The organism is Segatella copri, assembly GCF_019127135.1.
GTDB lineage: Bacteria > Bacteroidota > Bacteroidia > Bacteroidales > Bacteroidaceae > Prevotella.
Map to the genome: position 1 here is coordinate 25,882 of NZ_JAHOEA010000010.1, position 24,490 is coordinate 50,371.

At 44.7% G+C, this 24,490-nt stretch carries 25 protein-coding genes; 9 read left to right on the forward strand and 16 right to left on the reverse strand.

From position 1 onward, the window contains the following. Positions 1-309 precede the first annotated feature (309 nt). The 5 genes from KSW37_RS04320 (at position 310) to KSW37_RS04340 (ending at position 8,858) form a co-directional block, all read left to right on the forward strand. Positions 310-3,573, forward strand: coding sequence for a SusC/RagA family TonB-linked outer membrane protein (locus KSW37_RS04320; RefSeq protein WP_217313482.1), 3,264 nt, complete (start codon positions 310-312; stop codon positions 3,571-3,573). 30 nt (positions 3,574-3,603) lie between these two features. Then, entirely contained in the window at positions 3,604-5,127 is a 1,524-nt protein-coding gene (locus tag KSW37_RS04325) for a RagB/SusD family nutrient uptake outer membrane protein (RefSeq protein WP_217313481.1), read from the forward strand. An 18-nt stretch (positions 5,128-5,145) separates the two neighbouring features. Continuing rightward, positions 5,146-6,522, forward strand: coding sequence for a hypothetical protein (locus tag KSW37_RS04330; RefSeq protein ID WP_217313480.1), 1,377 nt, complete (start codon positions 5,146-5,148; stop codon positions 6,520-6,522). Between the two features lie 92 nt (positions 6,523-6,614). Then, the gene (locus KSW37_RS04335) at positions 6,615-7,769 is read left to right on the forward strand and encodes a family 16 glycosylhydrolase (RefSeq protein ID WP_217313479.1); all 1,155 of its coding nucleotides are present in this window, start codon (positions 6,615-6,617) and stop codon (positions 7,767-7,769) included. A gap of 192 nt (positions 7,770-7,961) precedes the next feature. Further along, on the forward strand, positions 7,962-8,858 hold the full coding sequence (locus KSW37_RS04340; protein ID WP_217313478.1) for a DMT family transporter: 897 nt from the start codon (positions 7,962-7,964) through the stop codon (positions 8,856-8,858). A 208-nt stretch (positions 8,859-9,066) separates the two neighbouring features. On the opposite strand, the gene KSW37_RS04345 is transcribed toward KSW37_RS04340, so the two are convergent. The 8 genes from KSW37_RS04345 to crcB form a co-directional block, all read right to left on the reverse strand. Beyond that, positions 9,067-9,813, reverse strand: a complete 747-nt coding sequence (locus KSW37_RS04345) for a peptidylprolyl isomerase (RefSeq protein WP_254364490.1) — start codon at positions 9,811-9,813, stop codon at positions 9,067-9,069. An 83-nt stretch (positions 9,814-9,896) separates the two neighbouring features. Then, positions 9,897-10,259 carry a hypothetical protein gene (locus tag KSW37_RS04350; protein ID WP_117727508.1) on the reverse strand — a complete coding sequence of 121 codons (363 nt, stop codon included), beginning with the start codon at positions 10,257-10,259 and terminating at the stop codon, positions 9,897-9,899. Between the two features lie 156 nt (positions 10,260-10,415). Continuing rightward, the gene (locus tag KSW37_RS04355; RefSeq protein ID WP_153093295.1) at positions 10,416-11,270 is read right to left on the reverse strand and encodes an HAD family hydrolase; all 855 of its coding nucleotides are present in this window, start codon (positions 11,268-11,270) and stop codon (positions 10,416-10,418) included. 200 nt (positions 11,271-11,470) lie between these two features. Next, positions 11,471-13,375 (reverse strand): molecular chaperone DnaK, encoded by a 1,905-nt coding sequence (dnaK, locus tag KSW37_RS04360; RefSeq protein ID WP_117586402.1) that lies wholly within the window; start codon positions 13,373-13,375, stop codon positions 11,471-11,473. A gap of 331 nt (positions 13,376-13,706) precedes the next feature. Continuing rightward, the gene (gene recA, locus KSW37_RS04365; RefSeq protein ID WP_117693342.1) at positions 13,707-14,738 is read right to left on the reverse strand and encodes a recombinase RecA; all 1,032 of its coding nucleotides are present in this window, start codon (positions 14,736-14,738) and stop codon (positions 13,707-13,709) included. 20 nt (positions 14,739-14,758) lie between these two features. Continuing rightward, on the reverse strand, positions 14,759-16,000 hold the full coding sequence (locus tag KSW37_RS04370; protein ID WP_006848470.1) for a saccharopine dehydrogenase family protein: 1,242 nt from the start codon (positions 15,998-16,000) through the stop codon (positions 14,759-14,761). A gap of 94 nt (positions 16,001-16,094) precedes the next feature. Further along, entirely contained in the window at positions 16,095-16,703 is a 609-nt protein-coding gene (locus KSW37_RS04375; protein ID WP_117586401.1) for a DUF6621 family protein, read from the reverse strand. 223 nt (positions 16,704-16,926) lie between these two features. Beyond that, positions 16,927-17,307 carry a fluoride efflux transporter CrcB gene (crcB, locus tag KSW37_RS04380; protein ID WP_217313477.1) on the reverse strand — a complete coding sequence of 127 codons (381 nt, stop codon included), beginning with the start codon at positions 17,305-17,307 and terminating at the stop codon, positions 16,927-16,929. Positions 17,308-17,511: 204 nt separating this feature from the next. Here crcB and KSW37_RS04385 point away from each other — a divergent pair, with 204 nt between their 5' ends. Both KSW37_RS04385 and KSW37_RS04390 read left to right on the forward strand, forming a co-directional pair. Next, positions 17,512-18,135 (forward strand): vWA domain-containing protein, encoded by a 624-nt coding sequence (locus KSW37_RS04385; protein WP_217313476.1) that lies wholly within the window; start codon positions 17,512-17,514, stop codon positions 18,133-18,135. A 74-nt stretch (positions 18,136-18,209) separates the two neighbouring features. Next, positions 18,210-18,698 (forward strand): lipocalin family protein, encoded by a 489-nt coding sequence (locus KSW37_RS04390; RefSeq protein WP_217313475.1) that lies wholly within the window; start codon positions 18,210-18,212, stop codon positions 18,696-18,698. A 65-nt stretch (positions 18,699-18,763) separates the two neighbouring features. On the opposite strand, the gene KSW37_RS04395 is transcribed toward KSW37_RS04390, so the two are convergent. The 8 genes from KSW37_RS04395 to KSW37_RS04430 all read right to left on the reverse strand — a co-directional run bounded on the left by KSW37_RS04395 (position 18,764) and on the right by KSW37_RS04430 (position 22,501). Next, positions 18,764-18,931, reverse strand: coding sequence for a hypothetical protein (locus KSW37_RS04395; protein WP_182000837.1), 168 nt, complete (start codon positions 18,929-18,931; stop codon positions 18,764-18,766). A gap of 633 nt (positions 18,932-19,564) precedes the next feature. Beyond that, positions 19,565-19,780 carry a hypothetical protein gene (locus KSW37_RS04400; RefSeq protein ID WP_022120289.1) on the reverse strand — a complete coding sequence of 72 codons (216 nt, stop codon included), beginning with the start codon at positions 19,778-19,780 and terminating at the stop codon, positions 19,565-19,567. Positions 19,781-19,792: 12 nt separating this feature from the next. Next, positions 19,793-20,269, reverse strand: coding sequence for a DUF3990 domain-containing protein (locus KSW37_RS04405; protein WP_217313474.1), 477 nt, complete (start codon positions 20,267-20,269; stop codon positions 19,793-19,795). Further along, on the reverse strand, positions 20,266-20,481 hold the full coding sequence (locus tag KSW37_RS04410; RefSeq protein ID WP_153082927.1) for a DUF3791 domain-containing protein: 216 nt from the start codon (positions 20,479-20,481) through the stop codon (positions 20,266-20,268). The genes KSW37_RS04405 and KSW37_RS04410 overlap by 4 nt, the downstream gene beginning before the upstream one ends. A gap of 59 nt (positions 20,482-20,540) precedes the next feature. Then, positions 20,541-21,368, reverse strand: a complete 828-nt coding sequence (locus KSW37_RS04415) for an ADP-ribosylglycohydrolase family protein (protein WP_217313473.1) — start codon at positions 21,366-21,368, stop codon at positions 20,541-20,543. After that, a complete protein-coding gene (locus KSW37_RS04420; protein WP_217313472.1) occupies positions 21,362-21,850 on the reverse strand; it encodes a hypothetical protein in 489 nt (162 codons plus the stop codon). The genes KSW37_RS04415 and KSW37_RS04420 overlap by 7 nt, the downstream gene beginning before the upstream one ends. A gap of 21 nt (positions 21,851-21,871) precedes the next feature. Further along, a complete protein-coding gene (locus KSW37_RS04425) occupies positions 21,872-22,051 on the reverse strand; it encodes a hypothetical protein (protein WP_217313471.1) in 180 nt (59 codons plus the stop codon). 51 nt (positions 22,052-22,102) lie between these two features. Further along, entirely contained in the window at positions 22,103-22,501 is a 399-nt protein-coding gene (locus tag KSW37_RS04430; protein WP_217313493.1) for an A1S_2505 family phage non-structural protein, read from the reverse strand. Between the two features lie 988 nt (positions 22,502-23,489). Here KSW37_RS04430 and KSW37_RS04435 point away from each other — a divergent pair. Next, entirely contained in the window at positions 23,490-24,029 is a 540-nt protein-coding gene (locus tag KSW37_RS04435) for an RNA polymerase sigma factor (protein ID WP_217313470.1), read from the forward strand. A 47-nt stretch (positions 24,030-24,076) separates the two neighbouring features. After that, positions 24,077-24,463 (forward strand): hypothetical protein, encoded by a 387-nt coding sequence (locus KSW37_RS04440; RefSeq protein WP_217313469.1) that lies wholly within the window; start codon positions 24,077-24,079, stop codon positions 24,461-24,463. Positions 24,464-24,490 lie beyond the last annotated feature (27 nt).

Genomic DNA, 24,490 nt, shown 5'->3' on the forward strand with positions numbered 1-24,490 from the left:
AACACTGAAATATACTGATATAACGTTTCAGTGGTGTTCTAGCCTCATTTCCTCCATTTTTCCCCATCCACTTTCGTATAGTTGTTAAAAATAGATAAGTATCTGAAAACAAACTATATAAGTTGTTTTGAACAAGCATTTTTTCCACTTATCTGTTGAAGGGGCTAGGATTTATCAAAAAATCATATTATATTTGCAATCGGAAACACGGCTTAACGCATTTTAGGAAATGCACAGCCGCACAGTCTTATACATTATTATAATAGAGTGAACTAACAAATAGATATTTTTCTAAACTAATAATCGAATATGAAAACAAAAAGTCTATTGCTGGCGACTGCATTATTGATGTCGACGTCAGCGCTCGCACAGAAAAACACCTTCAAAGGTGTCGTGTTGGATGACCTGGGTGAACCCGTTATCGGAGCCACCGTACAGGTTAAAGGCGTCAAGGGTGCCGGTGCAATTACCGACCTTGATGGTAACTTTGTCATCGATGCAGATGCTAACCAGACCTTGGTTATTACCTACATTGGCTACAAGGATGCAGAGATTCGTCCTTCAGCCAACATGAAGATTACTCTGAAACAAGACGACAAAGCTCTGGACGAAGTGGTTGTTGTAGGTTACGGTGTTCAGAAGAAGAGCGTGGTAACTGCTGCTATCGCTAAAGTGAGCACCGAAGATTTGGCTGGCAAGAGCCCAGTGCGTGTTGATAACGCATTGAAGGGTCTGGCTGCCGGTGTCAACGTAACCTCTTCTTCAGGTCAGCCTGGTGCATCTCCTAAAGTCCGTATTCGCGGTACAGGTACTATCAACAATTCAGATCCTCTCTACATCGTAGACGGTATGCCTATCGAGGGTGGTCTCGACTATCTCAACCCTAGTGATATCGAGAGTATCGAGGTACTGAAGGATGCCGCATCAGGTGCTATCTATGGAGCCCGTGCTGCCAACGGTGTAATTCTCGTAACCACCAAGAAGGGTAAGATAGGAAAAGCACAGATCAACTATAACTTCTCATACGGCTGGCAGAGCGCATGGAAGAAGCGTGATGTGACAAGCGCCACTGACTACGCCATCCTTCAGAACGAGCGTGCAGTGAATGGCGGTCAGGCTCCTATCTATGCTGATCCATACAAACTGACCGACTCCAATGGTAATGCCATCAATGGTTTTGGTACTGATTGGCAAGACTTGGTATTCAATGACAATGCCCCTGTTCAGAACCATGAGGTAAGCATCAGTGGTGCTTCTGACAAGGTCAACTACTACCTCTCTCTTGGCTACTACAAGCAGGAAGGTATCGTAGGTGGTAACTACGGACAGAGCAACTACGAGCGTCTCTCCCTGCGCAGCAACAATATATATAATGTAATAGATGCTAGCAAGGACCGCAACTTCCTCAATAAGCTCGATGTAACCGTCAACATGGCTTACACCCGTGTAAAGAGTACAGGTATCGATGCCAATAGTATCTATGGTTCTGTATTGGGTAGTGCCCTCTATCTTGCTCCAACATTGGCTCCTACGGTAACCAATAGCAATGTGGCGAAGAAGTATTATGATGCCTACGAGGATCCTAACACATACGATGCTAATGGTAAAGTGAACGGTACTCGTGATACTTACGAGCTTCTCCGTGATGCCAATGGCAACTATTATACGATCCCTGGTATGGGTGGTACCTATCAGGAGATGAACAACCCTCTTGCCATGATGGCGCGCCCAGCAGGTAAGAACTGGTCACACAAGTTTGTGCCTAAGTTCTCTATCGACCTCCAGCTCTGGGATAACTTGAAGTATCATTTCACTTATAGTGCCGACCTCAGCTTCTGGGGTACAGATAGCTATACTGCATCCAAGTATTACCTCTCAGGTAATAACTATTCTACACATACCTCAGCTTACAAGAGCTCTGACAAGGGTATCAACTGGCAGGTAGAGAATACTTTGACTTACGATAAGACTATCGGCAAACACAGTTTTGCTGTTGTCTTGGGTCAGAGTGCAATGAAGAACAAAAGCGATTATCTGAACGGTAGCCGTTGGAATCTTGTGAATGTAAACAAGCCTTCTATCGACTATGCTACCGGCAACTACGAGCAGACCATCGTGAAGGATGCTGACGGAAAGATCATCTCTGTAGGTGCGCCTCAGATTCAGCATAGCGTATCGGGCGGTAACAACGTGGTACATGCCATCTCTTCACTCTTTGGCCGTTTGAGCTACAATTACGATGAGAAATATATGCTCCAGGCTACAATCCGCCGAGATGGCTCAAGCCGTTTCGGACCATCTCATAAATATGGTACCTTCCCATCAGCTTCTGTTGGTTGGAACATCATGAACGAGAAGTTTATGGAGGGCACCCGCGACTGGTTGAGTAACCTCAAGTTCCGTGCCAGCTGGGGTAAGAATGGTAATGATAATATCGGAGACTTCCGTTATACCGTATTGACCTCTATGGGCAACAACGTGCTTTTCGGTAAGAACGCTGTCAAGTTTAATGGCTCTAAGGCGAATGCCACAGCCAATGAAGACTTGAAGTGGGAGGAGAGTGAGCAGACTGATATCGGTTTCGACTTCGGTTTCTTCGGCAGTGCGCTGACATTCTCAGCTGACTATTATGTAAAGAAGACCAACGGTATGTTGATTACTATGCCTATCCCAAGCTACGTAGGTGAGACCAAGCCAATCGGTAACGTGGGTGATATGAAGAACTCTGGTCTTGAGTTTGAGCTCGGCTATAAGTGGCACATCTCTGATGCTCGCTTCAATGCCAAGGCTAATGTTACCTATCTGCACAATGAGTTGACCAACCTCGGTAATGATACCGGTTACATCGACCTCGATAGCTTCCAGGGCATCTCTGGCGGTGGAACTCGTGGATCTAACGGTCAGCCTTTCCCATACTTCTATGGTTATAAGACAGCTGGTGTGTTCCAGAATATGTCAGAGGTTCAGGCTTACGTAAATAAGGATGGTAATATGATTATGCCAGATGCCAAACCAGGTGATGTACGTTTCGTTGATGTCAATGGTGATGGTAAAATCGATCCAGATGACCGCACCAACATCGGTAATGGTACACCTTCATGGACCTTCGGTTTCAACTTCAATGCTGAGTGGAAAGGCTTCGACCTCAATCTCTTCTTGCAGGGTGTAACGGGTAATAAGGTATTTGATGCAACCTATCGTACAGATGTGTTCTCTGGCAACTTCCCTACTTGGATGCTCGACAGATGGACTGGTGAGGGTACATCTAATAAGTATCCTATCCTGAAGAATGGCGATGCTACCAACTGGCAGGTTTCTGACCTCTATCTTTGCGATGGCTCTTACTTGAGATTGAAGAATATCTCTTTGGGTTACACCTTGCCAAAGCAGTTGACCCAGAAACTCTCTATCAGCCGCTTGCGCTTCTACGTGATGGCAGAAAACCTCATCACATGGACCAAGTACTGGGGCTTCGACCCAGAGATTTCATCAGGTGGTACCTCTCTCGGTGTAGACTATGGTGTATATCCACAGGCTCGCACCTATACCATCGGTTTCAATCTTTCATTCTAACATCAATAACCTCTTAAAACATTGACAATTATGAAAACAAAGATATATATAGCTTTTGGTATGTTGGCAGCCAGCATCACATTGGCAACCACATCCTGCAGCGATAGCTTCCTAGAGGTGGAGAACCCATCAGGTGAAAACCTCGAGGAATATTATACCACAGATGCCCACATCAATGAGGCTCTGAATGCGGCTTACGATCCTACCCATTGGCCAGACTGGGCTTTGGGACAGTATAATGCCCTCAATATTGATGCCGAGATTATGGGTGATGACTTCTGGGTAGGCGGTTCTAACAAAACCGATAGGCAGGAATGGCACATGCTTTCTAACTATGAGGCAAATTCCAGCAATACCCTTAGCTCACTTTGGACAGTGGACTATTCAGGCATCAAGCGTTGCAATGACCTCTTGAAGTACTTGGGTTGGGCAGAGGCTAACCTCACCGCTGTTAACAAGGCATCTTACGAAATGCAGGGCAGAGCCCTCCGTGTGTATTACTACAATAACTTGTGGCACTACTTCGGAAACATTCCTTTCTATTTGGAAAACCTCTCTTCTCCATATACCGCTCCTCAGTTGAGCGCTGATGAGGTATACAATAACTTGATTACTGAGTTGGAGTCAGTCATCAAATCTAATGTATTGCCTATGCGTTGGGATGATGTCAATTGTGGCAGAATGTCACAGGCGATGTGCTATATGATGTATGCCGAGATGGTGATGTATCAGAAAGATACTTCCCGTTATGCCACGGCATTGCAGTATATGCAGGAAATCATCAACGACAAGAATGACTATGGTATCATGGACGACTTTGCTTCTATCTGGAAGAACAGTGGCGAATGGTGCAAGGAGAGCATCTGGGAGGTGAACTATGAGATAGGCTTCAGTGAGCGTTCTTGGAGCAATCCACAAGGTATTGGTGGAACAGTACTTCCTACCTTGATTTCTCCAAACTCCTGGCCTGGTGGCGAGGGCTGGGACGCAGGTGCTAACGGCTGGGGATTCATGCCTGTTAGAACTGAGACTTATAATATGTTCGCATCTAATGACAAGCGTCGTGATGCTACCATATGGGATTGCCGTGGTGTAGAATATACCAAGCGATATCAAGATACAGGTTTCTGGCTTGGTAAGTATCGTCCATATACAGAGAATAATGCTACTTCTGGTGATAAGGACTTGAACTACAACAATAATCTCCGTGTGTATCGCGTAGCTGAGGCTTACCTCAATGCAGCAGAGTTGTTGCTCGAGACAGGTGGAGATGCAACCAAGGCTAAGGATTACGTGAATGTTATTCGTCGCCGTGCCGGCATTGCAGAACTTGGTGCAGTGACAGTGGACGATGTCATCAACGAGCGCCATTTGGAGTTCGTAGGTGAGGGTAAGCGTTACTTCGACCTCGTTCGCACAGGCAAGGCTGCTACCGTGTTGGTACCAGACAGCTACGGCTATCGCACCAACTCCTGGACAGAATCCAAGAAGTATATTCCTATCGCACAGGCTGAGCTTGACTCTGATCCTGCTTTGGTACAAAATAATTATTAACGTTAAGAATCCAACAATATGAAAAAGATATTTCGAAATATGGCTTATGCACTGCTCGGCGGACTGATGCTCGGTGCATGTTCAGCAGAAGAATTCTCTGGTGCCAATGGCGAATTGCCTGATATTGTCGATTATGCAGACAAGTTTAATGTTGCTGTTGATCAGGAAACGAATACCGCTAAGTTCTCTTTCGAGGGAGCCAGTGGCGTTACACCGGTTTGGGTAATAGATGGAGCTTATTCTTCAGAATTCAATCTCTCTAAGTATTATCGCAAGAAGGGTACTTACGATGTGGAGTGCTTTGTGAAGAATCGTAATGGTATCAGTAAGGAATCTGTTCGGAAACTGTTCTCTATCGAAAAGACTAAGATGAATGGCTTCGCAGGTTTCGTAGAGGACAGCGAGTTTAATCTCTTCAAGAAAATTGCCTTCCCTGAAAAACCTTCTGCTGGCTATTATGCTCCAGGATGGAGCCAAATTGCTGACCCGGTTTGTAGCTACAGCAAGGGATGCTATACATTGAAGCTCCCTGAGGCAACTACCGAACGTTGGCAAGCTCAGGTTCCTTTCACCAACTTAGGTATCTCTACTTCTGCCGACAAGCACTACGATTTCTCTGTCATCTTGACATCAAACTTGGGTCATGGTGGTGTGAAGGTTAAGCTCTGCCAAACAGACGATGATGATGCTATCTTGATGGATAAAGACATAAAGTTGGAGGCAGGTGAACCAAAATGTCTCTTCGGCTCTGACCTCGACGGTGTGGACATCTCAAACTTGAAGATTGTCTTCGATTTTGGTGGCAACAAAGCTGGCGATGAAATCATGATAGAAAGCCTTGTATTGAAAGATCATGCCAACGATGATGGTACTGTGGTTCCTGTAGAATTGAAGGTGCCATTCGACTACAATACAGCGGGCAACCTTTGGAAGGCTGTGGATGAGGCTCAATCGTTTGTAAATACCAATTGGTTTGGCGATGCAGGTTGGGGAGCTATAGATTGTTCTCCGGTTATCACCCATAAGGGCAGTAAGCATACAATTGTTATCCCAGTTGAAACTCCAGCTGAACAATGGCATGCACAGTGGGCATTAACAGAGGCTCCTATATCTATTAAGATGGGCCAGAAGGTGGATTTCTCTTGCAAGGTTACTACTACAGCTAAGTTGCCTTTAGCAACATTTAAGTTGTGTGACACAGGTAATGATGACAGCTATTTGTTTGCTGATATGTATCAGAACGTTAATGGTGAATATGTGGTTCGTTATGACAATGCGACTATCCAAGGTAGTAAGGCAGGTGATATGGAGAAAGTGAAGCTTGTTATGGACTTCGCTGGCGCGCCTGTTGATGCAGAAATAACTGTCAGCGATATCGTTTTGATTGTGAAATAGGCTTTAGGTTTTATTGGTTTATATAGAATTATACAGGAGCTGCTTCTATAAAAAATAAGTAGGAGTGGCTCCCTTTCTAAATTTTAAATGACATGAAATTCTTGAAAATATTTTCCTTCCTTCTCTCGCTTATGTTGCTTTCTTGCAGCAGTAGTTCTTCTGACGGCGATGGAGAGGTGACAATATCCTGCTCTCCTACGAGCATTGATGTTCCGGCTAAGGGCGGTACTTATAAAATCATGGTTGTGGCTTCTGAAGGAGGCTGGAAAGCGAGAGCATCCTTCCCTGGAGAAGGTCCTACGGCAAATGTATACCCTTGGTTTAAAGTGAGTGCCAGCGGTAATAACAAAGCTATGGGTATGGTAACTGTAGATGTGGAAGAGAATAAATCGTCTGTAGCTCTTGACGGAAGTGTCGAGATTTCATTAGAGGATAAGAAGGTATCGGTGCCAGTGCATCAGGCTGGAAAACAGGTCACTCCTATTGAAGGGGGCGAAATGGTGATTCCTGAGGGGTACAAACTGGTCTGGAATGATGAGTTTAATGAAGGCTCAGAGTTGAATAGTACCGATTGGCGTCATGAGGTGCAGAAGTCGGGCTGGGTGAATAATGAACTTCAGAATTATGTGAATGGCTCTGCTGATGGCAAACGCGTAACAGAAATTGCTGATAACCGGCTTTATATCAACTGTTTCAAGGGCAGTAACGGCAAGATTTATTCGGGTCGCGTATATGCTCACGAAACCCAGGGCTGGCTTTACGGTATCTTCGAAGCGCGCATCAAATTGCCTAAAGGTAAGGGCACATGGCCTGCTTTCTGGATGATGCCTTGCAACAATGATTTCGGAGCAAATCCTTGGCCTAAGTGTGGCGAGATTGATATTATGGAAGAGGTTGGCGTTAATCCTAACTATACTTCTTCGTCGCTCCATACTGAGAAGTTTAATCACGTGATGGGAACCCAGATTACCAAGGAGCGTCTGACTGCGGGTGCTGAAGACGGTTTCCACGTTTATCGTCTGGAGTGGACTCCTGATTATATCAAGACCTATGTGGATGGTAAGAAACTGCTCAATTTCAACAATGACGGTAAAAATGATGTTGGTTCGTGGCCTTTCAATAAACCATTCTATGTCATCCTCAACCTGGCTTGGGGCGGTGACTGGGGCGGCATGAAGGGTGTTGACGAAAGCGCCCTCCCAGTTCAGATGGAAGTGGATTATGTGAGAGTATTCCAGAAAAAATAAGGCTTGATTTTTTTTACTATATAAATAATAAGGTCTTAGGAGAAGTCGTATCTGCACTTACTCCTAAGACTTTTTCTTTTGTTCCAATTTCGCTCTTTTTATTGTCTTTTTCTGCTTTTCTTGCTTACAATTTGCTCATTTCGAATAAAAGTTATAATTTTGCAGCATAATTTCAAAAATCAGAAAAATAGAATGAAACAGAATAATAGTAATTTATTATATCATCTTGTGGCCTTCATCACCGTAGCCATCTGGGGAACCACCTTTGTTTCTACCAAGGTGCTGATGCTGAACGGGCTTTCACCAGCACAGATCTTTACGCTCCGTTTCAGTTTCGCATACATGATGATGCTGATGGTGAATCATAAGCGGATGTTTGCTGATAGCTGGAAAGATGAGTTTAAAATGGCGATGCTGGGCATTACGGGCGGTTCGCTCTATTTCCTGAGTGAGAACGAGGCGATGAATTATACCACAACGACCAATACATCGCTCATCGTATGTTCCTGTCCGCTCTTTGCTACCTTGCTGGTACGTCTGGTTTATCGCCATTCTTCGCGCATCAACATGATACAGCTGCTGGGCTCTCTGCTTGCTTTTGTAGGTATGATTATCGTGGTGCTGAATGGCAGATTCGTGCTGCATCTGTCGCCTGTAGGCGATGCCTTGGCGTTTACGGCATGTATGAGCTGGGCTGTCTATTCGCTCCTGATGAAATCGGTATCGGGCGATTATGGCGCAGCTTTTATTACCCGCAAGGTCTTCTTCTACGGTGTGCTTACCATCTTGCCTTATTATCTTATTATCCCTGGGTGGCCGGCATGGGATGTGTTTATGAAGCCTCAGGTGGTGGGTAATCTCTTGTTCCTGGGCTGTTTGGCATCCATGATATGTTTCCTTACCTGGAACTGGTGTATCTCTAAGTTGGGTGCCGTGAAAGCTACCAACTGGGTTTATTTCAATCCTATCACCACAATGATTTTCGCCTCTCTGGTATTAGACGAAAAGATAACTCCTTACTTCCTGGCAGGTGCCTGCTGCATTCTGGCAGGTATGTATATTGCGGATAGAATGACGAAGGCGGAATAAAAAATGACGAAGCATAGCTGTAGTTAGAACTAGCCAATGCTAAGAGCATCATGATACTCTTTACCATTTTGCTTTTCATTTTTTCCATATTGATTTGTCTTTTTGTGTAATACGAATGAATAGTTGTTATTACTTATATAATATTTATTTAGTTTTTTATTAGGCGTTCCGCCGGATTTACCGTCCGGCGGAGCGTTATAGAGATTTCTTATTCTTCGATGACTGAAATCTGCATAGAAACATCCTCTTTTGGACGATCGCCACGCAAAGTTTCGCAGTTCTGAATCTTCTCTACCACGTCAAGTCCTTCCTCTACTTCACCGAAAACGGTATATTGGTTATCGAGGAAAGGAGTTCCGCCTACTTCGGTGTAGGCCTTCTGCTGCTCTTCAGTAAACTTAGGATAGCCCTGCTCCTTGCAGCGCTTCTTGGTTTCATCCACCAGCTCATCCTGAAGCTTCATCAGGCCCTCACGGTCGCGGTTACGGCGGAAGTTCATAATCTCATCATGATGTTCTTTGGCAAGCTGGTTGAAGATGTTCTGCTCCATCTGCATGCCCATCTGCTTCTCCATCTGCTTCAGTTCGTTCTGCTTGTAGGTCTTTCCCCATACAATATAGAACTGGCTACCGCTGCTCTCTCGTTCTGGGTTTACCTCATCTCCCAAACGGGCTGCGCTCAAGGCACCACGCTTGTGGAAAAGTTGTGGATAAACGAATTCAGCAGGGATGGTATAGTCAGGACCACCTGTGCCCAGCATCTTGCCTTTAGGAGCGCCTTTGCTGTCTGGATCGCCGCCTTGAATCATAAAATCCTTGATGACACGATGGAAGAGAGTGCCGTCAAAATATCCCTCTTTTGCCAACTTGATGAAGTTGTCACGATGCTGAGGTGTCTCGTCGTAGAGGCGCACCTTGATGTCGCCCTCTGATGTCTTTATCAATACTTTAGCCATAATAATTTATAATCAGTATATTTTATTAATCGGTATATGTCGTAATCAGTATGTTCTTTTTACTTTTTTACCTTTTTACCTTTTTACTTTTCGTAATACTCATTCCACTCCTTCATAGCCTCCTGCCAGTCGGTCTGTTCACCGCTGGCTACGGCTTCTTTCTGTCTCTCTGCCTCGTCGCGAGCCTTATCTCGTGCACGTTTTGCCTTCATTGCTTCGATGGTGGCATCGTCGAGAATCTGAATGGCGCCACGCTTGATGGCATCCTGCAGTTCTTCTTCGCCGAAAGCCTTGCCAGGCTCATTGAAGTCAGAGATATTGAATTCATAATCCACACGAAGGTCGTGGCGTATCATTTTCTGTTGTAAACGGTTGCCTGCGTTCTTGAGGCGCAGCAACTTGCCGATTTCCTTGATTTCTCCTGCTGAGTATTTGTTTCTTCCCATTAATATGATTTGATATTATTATTTTTGCGTGCAAAATTAAGCATAATCCTCGATAAAACCAAGAAAAGTTTCAAGGAATTCACAAAAGAATCCCTTTCTCCCTTTACTTTCTTGCCCTTTTTACCCTTTTGCTCTTTTTACCCTTTTACCTTTAAATCACTTCCATGCCTTCTTCTGGTTCAGTTCTATCAGACGGTCGAATTCAAAATCGGCTTTGATTTTATCCAATATTCTCTTTACGATGATATTCATCACGCTTCCTTTGCTGTAGTTGGCAGAGCACATGAAGTTTACCCGTCCCTCCTTGACAAGCTGGCAGGCTGTTTTCTGTTTATCCTCGTTATCATATACAGCAATCGAGTGGCCGCCATGTTCCTTTACCATCTTCATGCAAGGCACATCGGTTTCTCCATCTCCGAAGTATATCATTCGGGGGAAAGGGATAGGGCGCTTTTCGTCGGGGATATACTGGTTCACTCTTCTGTTGTCGCTCACCTGTTTGATACCCTTGTTGATTTTGAAGAGGAATTGCGTTTTGGTAGTATAGTCTACGGCTACGGCTGGCCAATAGGCGATTCCCTCCTTGTTGTAGAGGAAGGAGCAGGCGTAGATATTCTCAAATTCGTGGGCGATAGGTGTGCCCTCTATCATCTCCTTCAGTCCCGAGGAGTTGATGTAGTGCTTTACGTCCAGTCCGATGCTGTTGCCATATTCATTCACGAGCGAAAACCATTGTTTTACGCCGCGGAACAGTTCTACATCCTTGCCGAATTTCTGAAAAGATTCCCGGGTGAGCGAGATATTGTTCTTCTTGGCTTCGTCGAGCATCAGATACATATAGGTCAAAATGCCGTTGGCATCCTTACCCTCTGCAAACTTTCTGTTTTTCTCCCAGAACTCATCTTTTGTCTTGCCTGTAGCCTGTATGAATCCAAACTCCTGCATATTGCCCGGCGACAGTGTGCCGTCGAAATCATAAACCAGCGCTACCTTTGGTCTCTTCTTTGCCATATCTCGTTCTCCTTTCTTTTATATTAACCCTAAACTATCTATCTCTTTCGGGCGATGTTCTTTCTCCCTTAATTTGCAAATATACATAATTTTCAGCGAATTAGCAAACTATTAGGATATAAAAAATCATAATGAAACAAAAAAGGCGTACAAAACCCATTTCTGAGCATTGTACGCCTTTATTATAATATTAATCTGTATTACTTAACCTCTTCGAAATCAGCGTCTTGTACGTCCTGAGCGCCGTCGTTGCCGCCCTGTGCCTGCTGACCACCCTGTGCACCCTGAGGACCTGCCTGCTGGCCGCCCTGATACATCTGCTGAGAAGCAGCCTGCATTACGGTGTTCAAGTTGTTGATAGCTGAATCGATAGCTGCAGCATCACCAGCCTTGTGAGCATCCTTCAACTGCTGCAATGCCTGCTCGATACCTGGCTTCTTGTCTGCAGGAATCTTATCACCGTTATCCTTCAGGAAGTTCTCGGTGGTGAAGATCATGCTGTCAGCCTGGTTCATCTTGTCAATCTTCTCGCGCTCAGCCTTATCAGCAGCAGCGTTCTGCTCTGCCTCAGCCTTCATGCGGTTGATCTCGTCCTCGCTCAAGCCAGATGAAGCCTCGATGCGGATGCTCTGCTCCTTACCGGTAGCCTTATCCTTAGCTGATACGTTCAAGATACCGTTGGCATCGATATCGAAGGTAACCTCAATCTGAGGAACACCACGGCGAGCTGGAGCGATACCTGTCAGGTTGAACTGACCGATACTCTTGTTCTGAGCTGCCATTGGACGCTCACCCTGCAATACGTGGATGGTAACCTCTGTCTGGTTATCAGCTGCTGTAGAGAATACCTCGCTCTTCTTGCAAGGGATAGTTGTATTGGCATCGATGAGCTTAGTCATCACACCACCCATAGTCTCGATACCGAGAGTCAATGGAGTAACGTCGAGCAATACGATGTCACCAACACCCTCTTCCTTGTTCAGAATGGCACCCTGGATAGCTGCACCTACTGCTACTACCTCATCAGGGTTAACACCCTTAGAAGGCTCCTTGCCGAAGTAGTTCTTAACCAAGGTCTGAACGGCTGGGATACGGCTTGAACCACCAACCAGGATAACCTCGTCGATATCTGATGTAGAGAGCTTAGCATCACGAACGGCATTCTGGCAAGGTACGAGACAAGCCTGAATCAGGTTGTGAGCCAACTGCTCGAACTGTGCACGGGTCAAAGTCTTAACCAAGTGCTTTGGCATACCGTCAACGGCTGTGATGTATGGCAAGTTGATTTCGGTAGATGTAGAGCTTGACAACTCAATCTTAGCCTTCTCAGCTGCCTCCTTCAAACGCTGCATAGCCATAGGGTCCTTGCGGAGATCTACGCCTTCCTCTGCCTTGAAGCCATCAGCCAACCAGTTGATGATTACCTGGTCGAAGTCATCACCACCCAGGTGAGTATCACCATTGGTAGAAAGTACCTCGAATACGCCGCCACCGAACTCCAGGATAGAGATATCGAATGTACCACCACCCAAGTCGAATACGGCAATCTTCATATCCTTGTTAGCCTTGTCAACACCGTAAGCCAAAGCTGCGGCTGTAGGCTCATTTACGATACGCTGAACATTCAAACCTGCAATCTGACCAGCCTCCTTAGTAGCCTGACGCTGTGAGTCAGAGAAGTAAGCAGGAACTGTGATAACAGCATCTGTAACCTCCTGTCCGAGATAATCCTCTGCAGTCTTCTTCATCTTCTGGAGAACCATTGCAGAAATCTCCTGTGGAGTATATTTACGACCCTCGATTTCAACACGTGGATAACCACCCTCGTTTACTACTGTGTAAGGCATTGCCTCAGCCTCTTTCTGGCTCTGAGCGTATGTCTCACCCATGAAACGCTTGATAGAATATACAGTGTTCTTAGGGTTTGTGATGGCCTGACGCTTAGCAGGATCACCTACCTTGCGGTCACCATCCTTAACGAAACCTACTACTGATGGAGTAGTACGCTTACCTTCACTATTAGCGATTACAACTGGTTCGCTACCTTCGAAAACGGCAACACAACTGTTTGTGGTACCCAAGTCAATTCCAATTACTTTTCCCATAATTATATCTTTTTTTATTTTTATCGTTATTAATATGTTATTTATCTCATGAACTGCTGGCTAATGGAAGTCTGCCGAAGATATGCATCTGTCGGGAACCTCTCTGTTCAGCGTTCACGCTTTTCGTCATAACAAAGCATGTGCCAAGGGATTGTAAGACTAAAAGTAGCTGACAAGGTGTCAGATAATGCTGACAAAATAAAAGGAATCAAGATATGGGAGGCGATAAAATGTCGCATTCTCCCTATCTTGATTCCTGTAATATGATTGAGAAATCTTTCTTTTCAGATAAAGCTCCTATATATAATAAGGTGTGAAACCTTATCTGGCTTTATTTCTGTTCCTTAGCAGCAAGTGCTTCGCGAACCTTAGCCTCCAGTTCGTCAAGAAGTTCAGGGTTATCCTTGAGCAATGCCTTGCAGGCATCGGCACCCTGTCCGAGTTTAGAACCGCCATAGCTATACCAGCTGCCGCTCTTTTCGATGATATTGTTGGCTACAGCCAGGCCGAATACCTCGCCGGCACGGCTGATACCTTCGCCAAACATGATGTCGAACTCAGCCTTGCGGAAAGGAGGAGCCACCTTGTTCTTCACCACCTTTACGCGAACCAGATTACCTACTACCTCATCGCCATCCTTGATGGCTGTAGCCTTGCGGATATCCAAACGCACTGATGCATAGAACTTCAGAGCATTACCACCGGTGGTTGTCTCTGGGTTACCGAACATTACACCAATCTTCTCGCGCAACTGGTTGATGAAGATGCAGGTAGTGTTGGTCTTGCTGATGGTAGAAGTGAGCTTGCGGAGAGCCTGACTCATCAGTCGAGCCTGAAGACCTACCACATTGTCACCCATATCGCCTTCGATTTCCTTCTTAGGAGTCAAGGCTGCTACAGAGTCAACAACTACGATGTCTACAGCAGCAGAACTGATCAGCTGGTCTGCAATCTGCAACGCCTGCTCACCATTATCTGGTTGTGAAATCCACAAGTTATCAACATCAACGCCCAATTTAGCCGCATAGAAACGGTCGAAAGCGTGCTCAGCATCAATGAAAGCAGCGATACCGCCAGCCTTCTGAGCCTCTGCGATGGCATGGATAGCCAATGTTGTTTTACCTGAAGATTCCGGACCGTAAATCTCGATGATACGTCCCTTAGGATAACCGCCTACGCCCAGTGCATTGTCGAGAGCGATACTGCCTGTAGGGATAACTTCGATATTCTCAACGTGCTCATCGCCGAGTTTCATGATAGAGCCCTTACCGAAGTCCTTTTCTATCTTAGCCATGGCTGCCTGAAGAGCTTTCAGCTTGCCTTCATTGGGATTCAATTTTCCCTCTTGCATTTCTTTTGCCATATTCTTATTTTATTTAAAGTTTAGTCGATTTCCAAATCGCCATCAAACACCTCGTGCCATGGCAATCCCTGCTTGTTCAACTGCTCCATGAATGGATCTGGGTCGAACTCCTCTACGTTCCAAACGCCTGGCTTCTTCCAGATGCCCTTGAGGAACATCATGGCACCAATCATGGCTGGTACACCGGTGGTGTAGCTTACGCCCTGCATACCGGTTTCGTTGTAAGCCTCCTGGTGCTTGCAGTTGTTATAAACGTAGTAGGTGCGCTCCTTGCCATCCTTCTTACCACGGATGCGGCAACCGATAGATGTTTCGCCATCATAGTTCTCGCCGAGATCCTGTGGGTTAGGCAATACGGCCTTGAGGAACTGCAGAGGAACAATCTTCACCTTGGCAGTCTTGCCTGAGCCATCTGCCAATGGAGCCTCGTACTCGATTTCGTCGATGCGGCTCATACCGAGGTTCTGAATACAGTCGAGGTAGGTGAGATACTGCTGACCGAAGGTCATCCAGAAGCGTGCCTCCTTGATGGTAGGGTAGTTCTTCACCAGGCTCTCCAACTCCTCGTGGTGCATCAGATAGCTCTCGCGAGGGCCGATGTTAGGGTAGGTGAGAGGCTTGTGGATAGAGAGTGGGTCGGTTTCAATCCATTCGCCATCCTTATACCAGAGTCCCTTCTGGGTAATCTCGCGGATATTGATTTCTGGGTTGAAGTTGGTTGCGAAAGCCTTGTGATGGTTACCGGCGTTGCAATCCACGATGTCGAGCACCTCAATCTCATCGAAGTGATGCTTGGCTGCATAAGCGGTGAAGATGCCTGATACACCTGGGTCGAAACCGCAACCGAGGATAGCGCAGAGACCTGCCTGCTCAAACTTATCCTTGTATGCCCACTGCCATGAATATTCGAAGTGAGCCTCGTCCTTAGGCTCATAGTTAGCGGTATCCATGTAGTTGCAACCGCAAGCCAGACAGGCATCCATGATAGTAAGATCCTGATAAGGCAAAGCGAGGTTGATGACAAGTTCAGGCTTATAGCTATTGAAGAGAGCCTTCAACTGCTCAACGTCATCGGCATCCACCTCAGCTGTCTGAATATCCATCTTGTAGCCCTTGGCGTGGATATCCTTAACCAGCTTGTCGCATTTTTCCTTGCGACGGCTAGCAATCATAAACTCGGTGAAAACGTCCTGGTTCTGGACGATCTTGAAGGCAGCCACGGTAGCCACGCCACCTGCGCCAATCATAAGTACTCTACTCATTTTTTATTTTTAATGTTAAGTGTAATGTTAAATGTTAAATTAGGCTTGCGCCCTTATGGAAAGTAAAGCAAATGAATTCTTCACTCTTCATTTTTTACTTTATCTCATTTGCCGAAATTCCCAGGGCATTCATGAGCGAATAACCGAGAATCTCCTGTCTGAAGTTGCCGCCTGGCATGGGCTGCATGGCAAAGAGGGTGATGCGCTTGTCGTCGTCATCTACCTTGCGGAGTATCTCGCGGAGTCGGTCGTAAGCATCTCCATCCTCAGAATTTGGGATTACCATCACTCGCTTCACTTCCTTGGCGTTGCATACGGTGCGTGCCACATCTACGAGGAAGTCATCCTTGCCTACCATCTTTTCCTCCGTAGGATATGAAGAGATGATGAATTCTCCGAGCTTATCATCCTTGAAAGCCTGAGCGTTCAGATCCTTCTCATAGTTGGCAGGGCGGAAGTTCTTCATCGCCATCGACTGTTTGTCGTGGATAAGCACAACCTGTGTCTCGTGCTCGCCCTCTCTCAGACCTCCGTCAAGGGCAATGCAGACTGCCCATTGTGCCATGTCTGCTGGCTGGATGCGACGGTTGATCATACGTTCGAAGTTGACTATCAGATCAAAAGCCACTCGGTCGATATAGTCGGCGTCAGCGATAATTACATTCTCGCTCCATTTTATATTGTTTGTATCTAATGTATTCATTGGTGCAAAAATTAAGCAAACGAGCATGATGAAAACTTGCTTTCAAATTGTCGAATGCAGATTATTTCTGCAAATTTACGAATAAATTTCGTAATTAAGGCATTTTGGAAATATAAAATAATAAAAAAGATAGTATTTTCATCATTTCTTCATTTGATGGAATACTATCTTCAGTATATTTTTCGGCAATCTGAGCCTTTTTCTTCTATTCTCCTACTTCTTCTCATGCAATCATTTTCGCCAGATAATGTCCGGCGAGAACGGCGATAAGTCCCAGCGCCAGACTTCCGAAGAGATAGAGCATCATATAGAGGTAATTCTCTTCTTTCATCAGTCCTGCCCCCTCGTTCATAAAGGTAGAGAAGGTAGTGAATCCTCCGCAGAATCCCGTGGTGAGCAGCAGTTTGGCAGATGGCGACATCCATCCCCCTTCCCGCCAGTTCAATCCCGAGAGGAACCCGATGATGAGGCATCCCGCCACATTCACCGCCATCGTTCCGAACGGAAAGGCAATCACCGTGCAGGATTGCACCATCTTTGATACCCAATATCTCATGCCGCCTCCGAAGAAGCTGCCAATGCTTACTATCAATATTTCTTTCATCTCCTTATATAATATATGTATAATAATTTGGTGCAAAAGTACGGGTTTTATTTCTACTGACAAAAAAATTTTTGGAAAAAAGATAATCCTTTTCTTAATTTTTCCCTCTATTCTTTCTTTTAAGGGATAAATAGAAGCAGGGAATAGTTCTTCTTGCTTATAAAATTATGTTGAACAATTTAAAAATAATAGGAGAAACAAGTTATGAAACGAGTATTCAATCTTTTGGTAGTGGATGAGAGTGGCAGCATGAGTATTATCGAGCGCCAGGCACTGGTGGGTATCAACGAGACCCTGACCACGATTCGGAAAATGCAGAAGACGCATAAAGACATGGAGCAGCGTGTAACGCTCATCACCTTCGACAGCACCCACAAGAATCTGTTCTACGATAATGTGTCTGCCCGCCGTGCTAACTCTTTGAAGTCAAGGGATTACAACCCATGTGGCGGCACCCCTCTTTACGATGCCATCGGCATGGGCATCGCTAAGATCAACGCCCTGACCACCGAGGATGACAGCGTGTTAGTGACTATCATCACAGATGGTGAGGAGAACTGTAGCGAGGAGTATGATCTGAAGATGATCAAGAACCTCATTGAGAAGTTGAAGAAGCAGAACTGGACCTTTACCTTCATCGGTACCGATGATCTTGATGTGGAGAACATTGCTCATGGTATGGGCATCGACAATCATCTGCAGTTCTCAGAAGATGAGGCTGGCACCAAGGCGATGTTTGCCAGAGAAAACAGAGCCCGAGAGCGCTACAACAAGTGCCGTGCGATGGATTGCAAGATGGAAGCTGGTAGTTATTTTGAGGAGAAATAATGAATAATGATTGATTAATACAATTACATATATTTATAACATTAGAGCTGAGCTATCGGCTTACGGGTAAGTTTATGAAAAAGTTATATTTTGCATTTATGGCGATTCTTTTCGCCTTGTTCTCAATGGTGTCTTTCACCGCTTGTTCATCTTCGGACGATGACGACACTCCAGCTTCTGGTGATATTAAGACCAACATCGTTGGTACATGGGAACTTACGCATATTAAGGGGTGGTATTGGGCTGATGATGAGGATGAAAGCCATATCACTGTAGATAAAAGTCCTGAAAGTGATGATAAATTTAGATTTTTTCTCAATGCTAATGGTGGTTGTATTTGGTATGATTATGATGCAGGGACTTGGAAATCTTATTCAGGAATTACTAAATATGAATTGAATGCCAACATTTTGATTATTAAGGATTCTTATTTTTCAGGGGATGAAACAGATTGGCAAACTTGCAAGCGCTTTAAGATTGTTTCTATCAAAGGTAATACGATGATTTGTACAGTATGCTTAATGGATGAGGGTGATACAGAACTTACATTTACGAAAAGATAAATATTAAAATAAACTAAGGATAGAGAAAAGCAGTATGTTGCGTGTTTTTCATACTGCTTTTCAGCTTACTTTTTGATTCTGTTGTTCTGGCGCAGAGAGTTGATCTGTGCCAACTTCTGCTCCCGCGAGTAAGGATGCAATAACATGGATTCTACCTCCTTCACAGCACCCATACTGTTCTGACGGTGAAAATCGTTTATATAAGATCTTTCCAGTACTGAATTGTTCTGCATAATCATCTAATTTTGCTAGACCTTCAGATGTAAATCCTTCATTGATTATGTCACTGATGGACATCCAAAAATCATGATTCGTCATATTTACTTGTTTTAATTGCTACAAAATTACGATTTTTCTTTGATAACACCAAATTTTTCTTGTGTTATTTTACATAGGCTTTTTCTAAAATCACTCTTCACCCTATTGTCGGAAATTCTAGTTCTTATTGGGATTCATTTACATGTAATATCGACTTTATAGCTCGCCAGCATCGCAGACACTTTTATTGGGACCACGATTTCTGATAAGCAGTATCAAAATGATTAACTGCCTGGAGAAGGTTGTAGATAGGGTTGATTTAGCAGAATAAGTTGGTTCTACTGGATGACGGAGTCGGATAGATGGGATAAAGAAGTCAACTTTATAGGTTGATGCAAGCGTCTTCGTGAGTTGAAAGACATTACTCCTTGGGTTCCAGAAGATACCTTCTCAGCAGTTGCCACTAGGCTCAGCAGGTCTGCCGAGCCTAGTCGGCAGGTCTGCTGACTGCAGTCAGCAGCTTTGCTGAGCCTAGTTGCTACACTTTATTCTAGCCGATATTTCTCTCATATCATCCGGAAGAATAAGCTGTAGTGTGAATTAGGAATCTATGCAATTTTATTCTTCCACTCTTCTTTTACTAAATTCGCCAAATATCCATCGCTTCTGCAATGCATATCAGCAATGCCTTCATTCATCATCTGATAAATAGAAGAAGTATAAAAGAAATCTAGAGCATCTTCCAACGTAATGCCTGTTTGCTCTGCAAAGATAGGTACTATGCGAGCATATTTCATTTGGAGTATTGTCTTGTTTGCTTCCATGAAAGTCCCTCCTTATATTATTTCATCTGACCGAAGAAAGTGCAGATGCTTGTTTAGAATATCTTGATTTAAAATACATATCTGGTGATTGGGATGGATAAACTTTAAGCGTTTAAGTGCTTCTTCTTTACTGATGTTACCGGAGAAGTAAAGATCTACGGTATTGAATACTTTATCATCAGCTATACCACCTGTAACCATATCAAACTTACTTGTTTGTTTCCCAATTCGGCATAAAGCAACGAAATCTAACCACTCTTCGTTGTAACCAATAAACTCTTTTGTCTTATATTCTCTGTCTAAGTTTTCATCTAAGATGTATTGGTTAAGATATGCTTTGTCGCCTTGGAAGATGAATCGCTGGGCATATTTCTTCGCCTGTTCGACAAGTGATGTCAGATAGAATCCTTTGCCGAAATCCAATAAATCACGAGAATGATAAATGTCTGGTGATTCTATGATGAATTTTGATGCATGATAAACTTTCATTTTAATGCTCCCCGTTTCTTTAACAAGTTAATCAAATCGTCCATGATGTACTCCTTGCCGAAAGTATGGAGCACATCATAGCAGGGTATCATATAGCCATTTAAGATATCTGTTGACCGTAACATCTTATATACCTTACTGGCACTCATGTTCAATCGGTCGGCTAAGTTGCCAACGCAATAGGTTACGAAATCCAATTGATATTCTTGCATAATCTTACTTTTTTAATATGTATGGGGCAAAGTTAAGACTTTTCTTCGATAACACCAAATTATTTGGGCTTTATTTCGCATTTCCCTGCAAATTGTTTCAATACATCTTGCATCTCATCCGGCAGATATTCCATAGCTCTGTTCTTAATCTCTTGTGGAATACCGAATCGTGCTTCGGCGATACTGCCAACGATGGCTCCGATGGTATCGCTATCGCCGCCATGAGATATGGCTAGGCGGATGGCATCTTCGAAGGATGAGGCTTGCGAGAGGAGATAGAAAGATAATGGCACGGCATCCATGCAGGTTTCATCGAATTTGCCTTTCGGATAATCTCGGGTATCGAAATCTTCGTAGTAGCTTCGGGCAATTTCCCTGAAGGCTTTCATTGCCTTATCATCAGATTCTTTAGAATTCTTATCTTTACACTCCTTAGATTCTTCTGAGAATCTGCTCTTGCGGAAATGCCAGATGGCATGAGCCACGGCTTTGGCTCCCTTGATTCCTTCGGGATGGTTATGAGTAGGAAGAGCCGTTTTCTCTGCCTCTTCCAAAACCTGCGACAGGTCATCGAATAGCCAAGCCACCGGTGAAACTCGCATTGCCGAACCATTGCCAAAACTATTATATGGCTGCGGATCAAGAGAACGAATCCACCCCGCGAATCTTCCGCCATACGCTCCTTTTGGAGAAGGATAGCGGCGGCACCAATCCAGCAGGCTTTCCTGATAGCTTCGTCCGTTCAGTATCGCATCAGCTATCGCCACCGTACAAATGGTATCATCGGTGAAGTCGCATCCTTCGCCGAACATCTCGAAATCATAATCAAACGTATTGTTGAACTCATATTTTGAGCCAGCAATATCTCCTATTATTGCTCCTAACATAATTTTTTCTTTTTAAATTGCCATGGCCGTGGGTCTTGGATATGCTTCCTGTCTTTTGTCAGAGTGAACCCTTTGTCGAGAAGATCCTGATGCTCTTTTGCCTGCATCTTTTGGCCGTTTTCATCATATTTCGCCACGTTCTTGCGCACATCAGCTTCTACCTCTGCCTTTTCTTCTCCATCAACCCATTTGATGGAGAAGCCATCGAAGATGGAGGCTTGCGAATAAAGCATATCATATAATAAGGTAGAACGACTGTCGGGTGGATTTCCATCTACCGAAAACTCACGTATCAGCAGGGATGCCCTGATGGCATCTTCGGGATGGGTGCCCTTCTCGAACGTGATGTCGATTCCAGAAACATGGTTGTGCAGGATGCCCAATTTGAAGATGCTCTTGGGAGAACCGTTCTTGGGGTTGCGATGATATACGATGGGGTCTTTGATGCCACCCTCTGCCTCTTCGTGATAGTAGAACTCCATACATGTGGGTTGTACTGTTACCTATTGGGTTCCAGCACTTACCTGGAAGTGGCCGGCTAAAGCTATCTGGGCGATTTCCTTGAATTCCGAAGGGATGAATGGAGTGCCCTGATTCCCGAAAGGGTGGTTCTCGTTCAGAATTTTTCTCCGTGTATCCTCACTCAAAGTAAATGATTCTAAAGATTTTTTCAAGTTCAGCATAATCTTTTCCTTTTTCTTTCAAAAACTGTTTTCCGCTCTTTCTTCAGAAGATTACTCTATCACCTCCCAGAAACTCTCCGGCAGGCTGATGTTCTTCATCTCCTTTGCACTCTCAAACAATGGGGCGATGTCTTCGGCTTCGAAGCCGGCTATGCCGCAACCTATTGGGGTTACCAGGAAATGAAGCTCGGGATGCTGATGGGCAAAGATAATGAATAGCTCCACGTATGGACGGATGGTTTCCACGCCACCCTGCATCGTAGGGATGGCGTAACTCTGGCCTTGCAAGCCTACGCCCTGTCCCATGACGGCACCGAAATGTAATCGGGCTATGCGGGCTGCACCGCCACCATGCATGCCAGCCAGATTGCTGCCAAACACAAAAATCTCGTTCTCCTTTAATGAATCAATCCAGCTAGGAGTGATTCTTCCCTTCTTCTTATCTTCCATATTGCTATTATTAAATATGTTATTATCTTCAGCTGCTTCCTCGCAGTACATTCTCGAAGACATCATACTCGGCATCGACATCTTCGGAGCACTTTCGATACATGCGTCTTTATCGCCGAACGATAGATAGCTTCCGTATTCCGATGCATCGAAGTATCTCTTGAAATAAGGAATCACCACATCGTGCATCATCTTCTGGCAACGCTGGGTGACGGCTGAATGGGATATGCCCAACTGGGCGGCTACGTCCTTGCCCCTGAATCCCTCTATATAGAGCATTTTCAGGATGATGCTGTTCTTACTGTCTCTGCCATAATAGAAATTGCCGATGTCTTCTATCGTCTGATAAAGATCGTGCTCAAACTGGTTGTCGGTTACGTCAAACTGCATCTTGCGGCTTTCCTGCCTTGCTTCGAAACTCTCGAAGTGATGCTCCTTTACCACTTCCTTCAGTTTATCCAGCAGCAGGAACCGGAAACCATTCACCATCCAGGTTTTGAGCGACATGCTCGGCTTCCGGTCTTCCAGAGGCTTGAAGTCGTGTTCGCAGAGATAGAGATAGTATTCGTGAGCCAGCGAGAAGAAGTCCATGCCCGGCTTGTGCTGCAGGTCGTATCGCTTATCGTAGATGCAATAAGCCACCCGGCAGTATCCGTAGTAATACTCCCTTACGATTCTGGCATCGGCATCCTTGAAGCCCTGCAGAATCTCATCGTCCGATAAGCTTTCTAATGCCTTCTTCTGAAAATCAGTTTCTGAAAAATTCTTTTCTTTCTTCATATCGATTCGATATTCTAAATCCGTTTGCAAATATATACTTTTTCTTTGAGAAAGCGGAGAAATAGCTCCCTTTTTTCTCTTCTCTATGATATTAAAAGAGAAAAAAGGAGGAAAAATTAAGCAGGTATCGAAAAAAAATGCATCCCGCTTTTTACTTTTCCCGTTTCTGAAGGTCATATAATCGTAACGTTCATGAAAATAAACGAATATGAGTGTAAATGACAAAGGCATAGTGGATACGCTGAAGGAATGCCCGGAGAACGGATTCAGAATGCTGATGATGAAGTATCAGGAACCGGTTTACTGGCATATACGCCGATTGGTGGTTTCGCATGATGATGCACAGGATGCTTCGCAGGAAACTTTTATGAGAATCTATCGCTCGTTCAATCAATATCGGGGCGACTGCTCGCTGAGAAGTTGGATTTACCGCATCGCTACCAACGAGGCTTTGCGGCTCATCAGCAAACGGAAACAGGAAGAAGTTTCTCTGGAATCAGATTCAACGGGCGTCAGTCTCATCCCAGCAGATAATTATATCGACTTCGATGATAAGGTGGCGGTAAAACTGCAGAAAGCGATTCTCTCGCTTCCGCCTAAGCAGCAGCTGGCATTCAATATGAGATATTACGATGAACTCGGGTTCGACGAAATAGCGAAGGTCGCTGATTCCACGCCAGCCAGTATCAAGGCAAGCTATCATGTTGCCAAGGAGAAAATTATCAAGTACATGAATTCGAACGATTAAGTGAGAGTTCTGTGAGTTTTTAATGGTTATTCTAAATGGAAAAGAATATGGATACAAATTTTGATTTCAACAAAACCGGGAAGTTTGACTTCGGTAAGGTGGGTAAGCGGATGCCTTATTCTACGCCAGAAGGATTCTTCAAGGAGATGGAAGCCAATATCCTGGAGCAGGTGAAGAACGACAAACCGGCACCTGTCAGGATACAGCCGAAGAAACGATCTCTGAGGAAGGTGATTTGGACGGCTGCAATAGCTGTGGCTGCATCGGTGGCAGTACTTCTGGTACTCAACATCGATTTCTCAGCCTCTTCTTCTCAACCTTCACAGGTGAATAACGGAATACAGGAGGTTGATAAGGCTTTCGCTCAGCTGTCTTCTGCCGATCAGGCTTATCTTCTCTCTGTATATCAGGAGGATGTGTTCCTCAACAATTAAACGGATTCAATAATAATTTAAAATGAC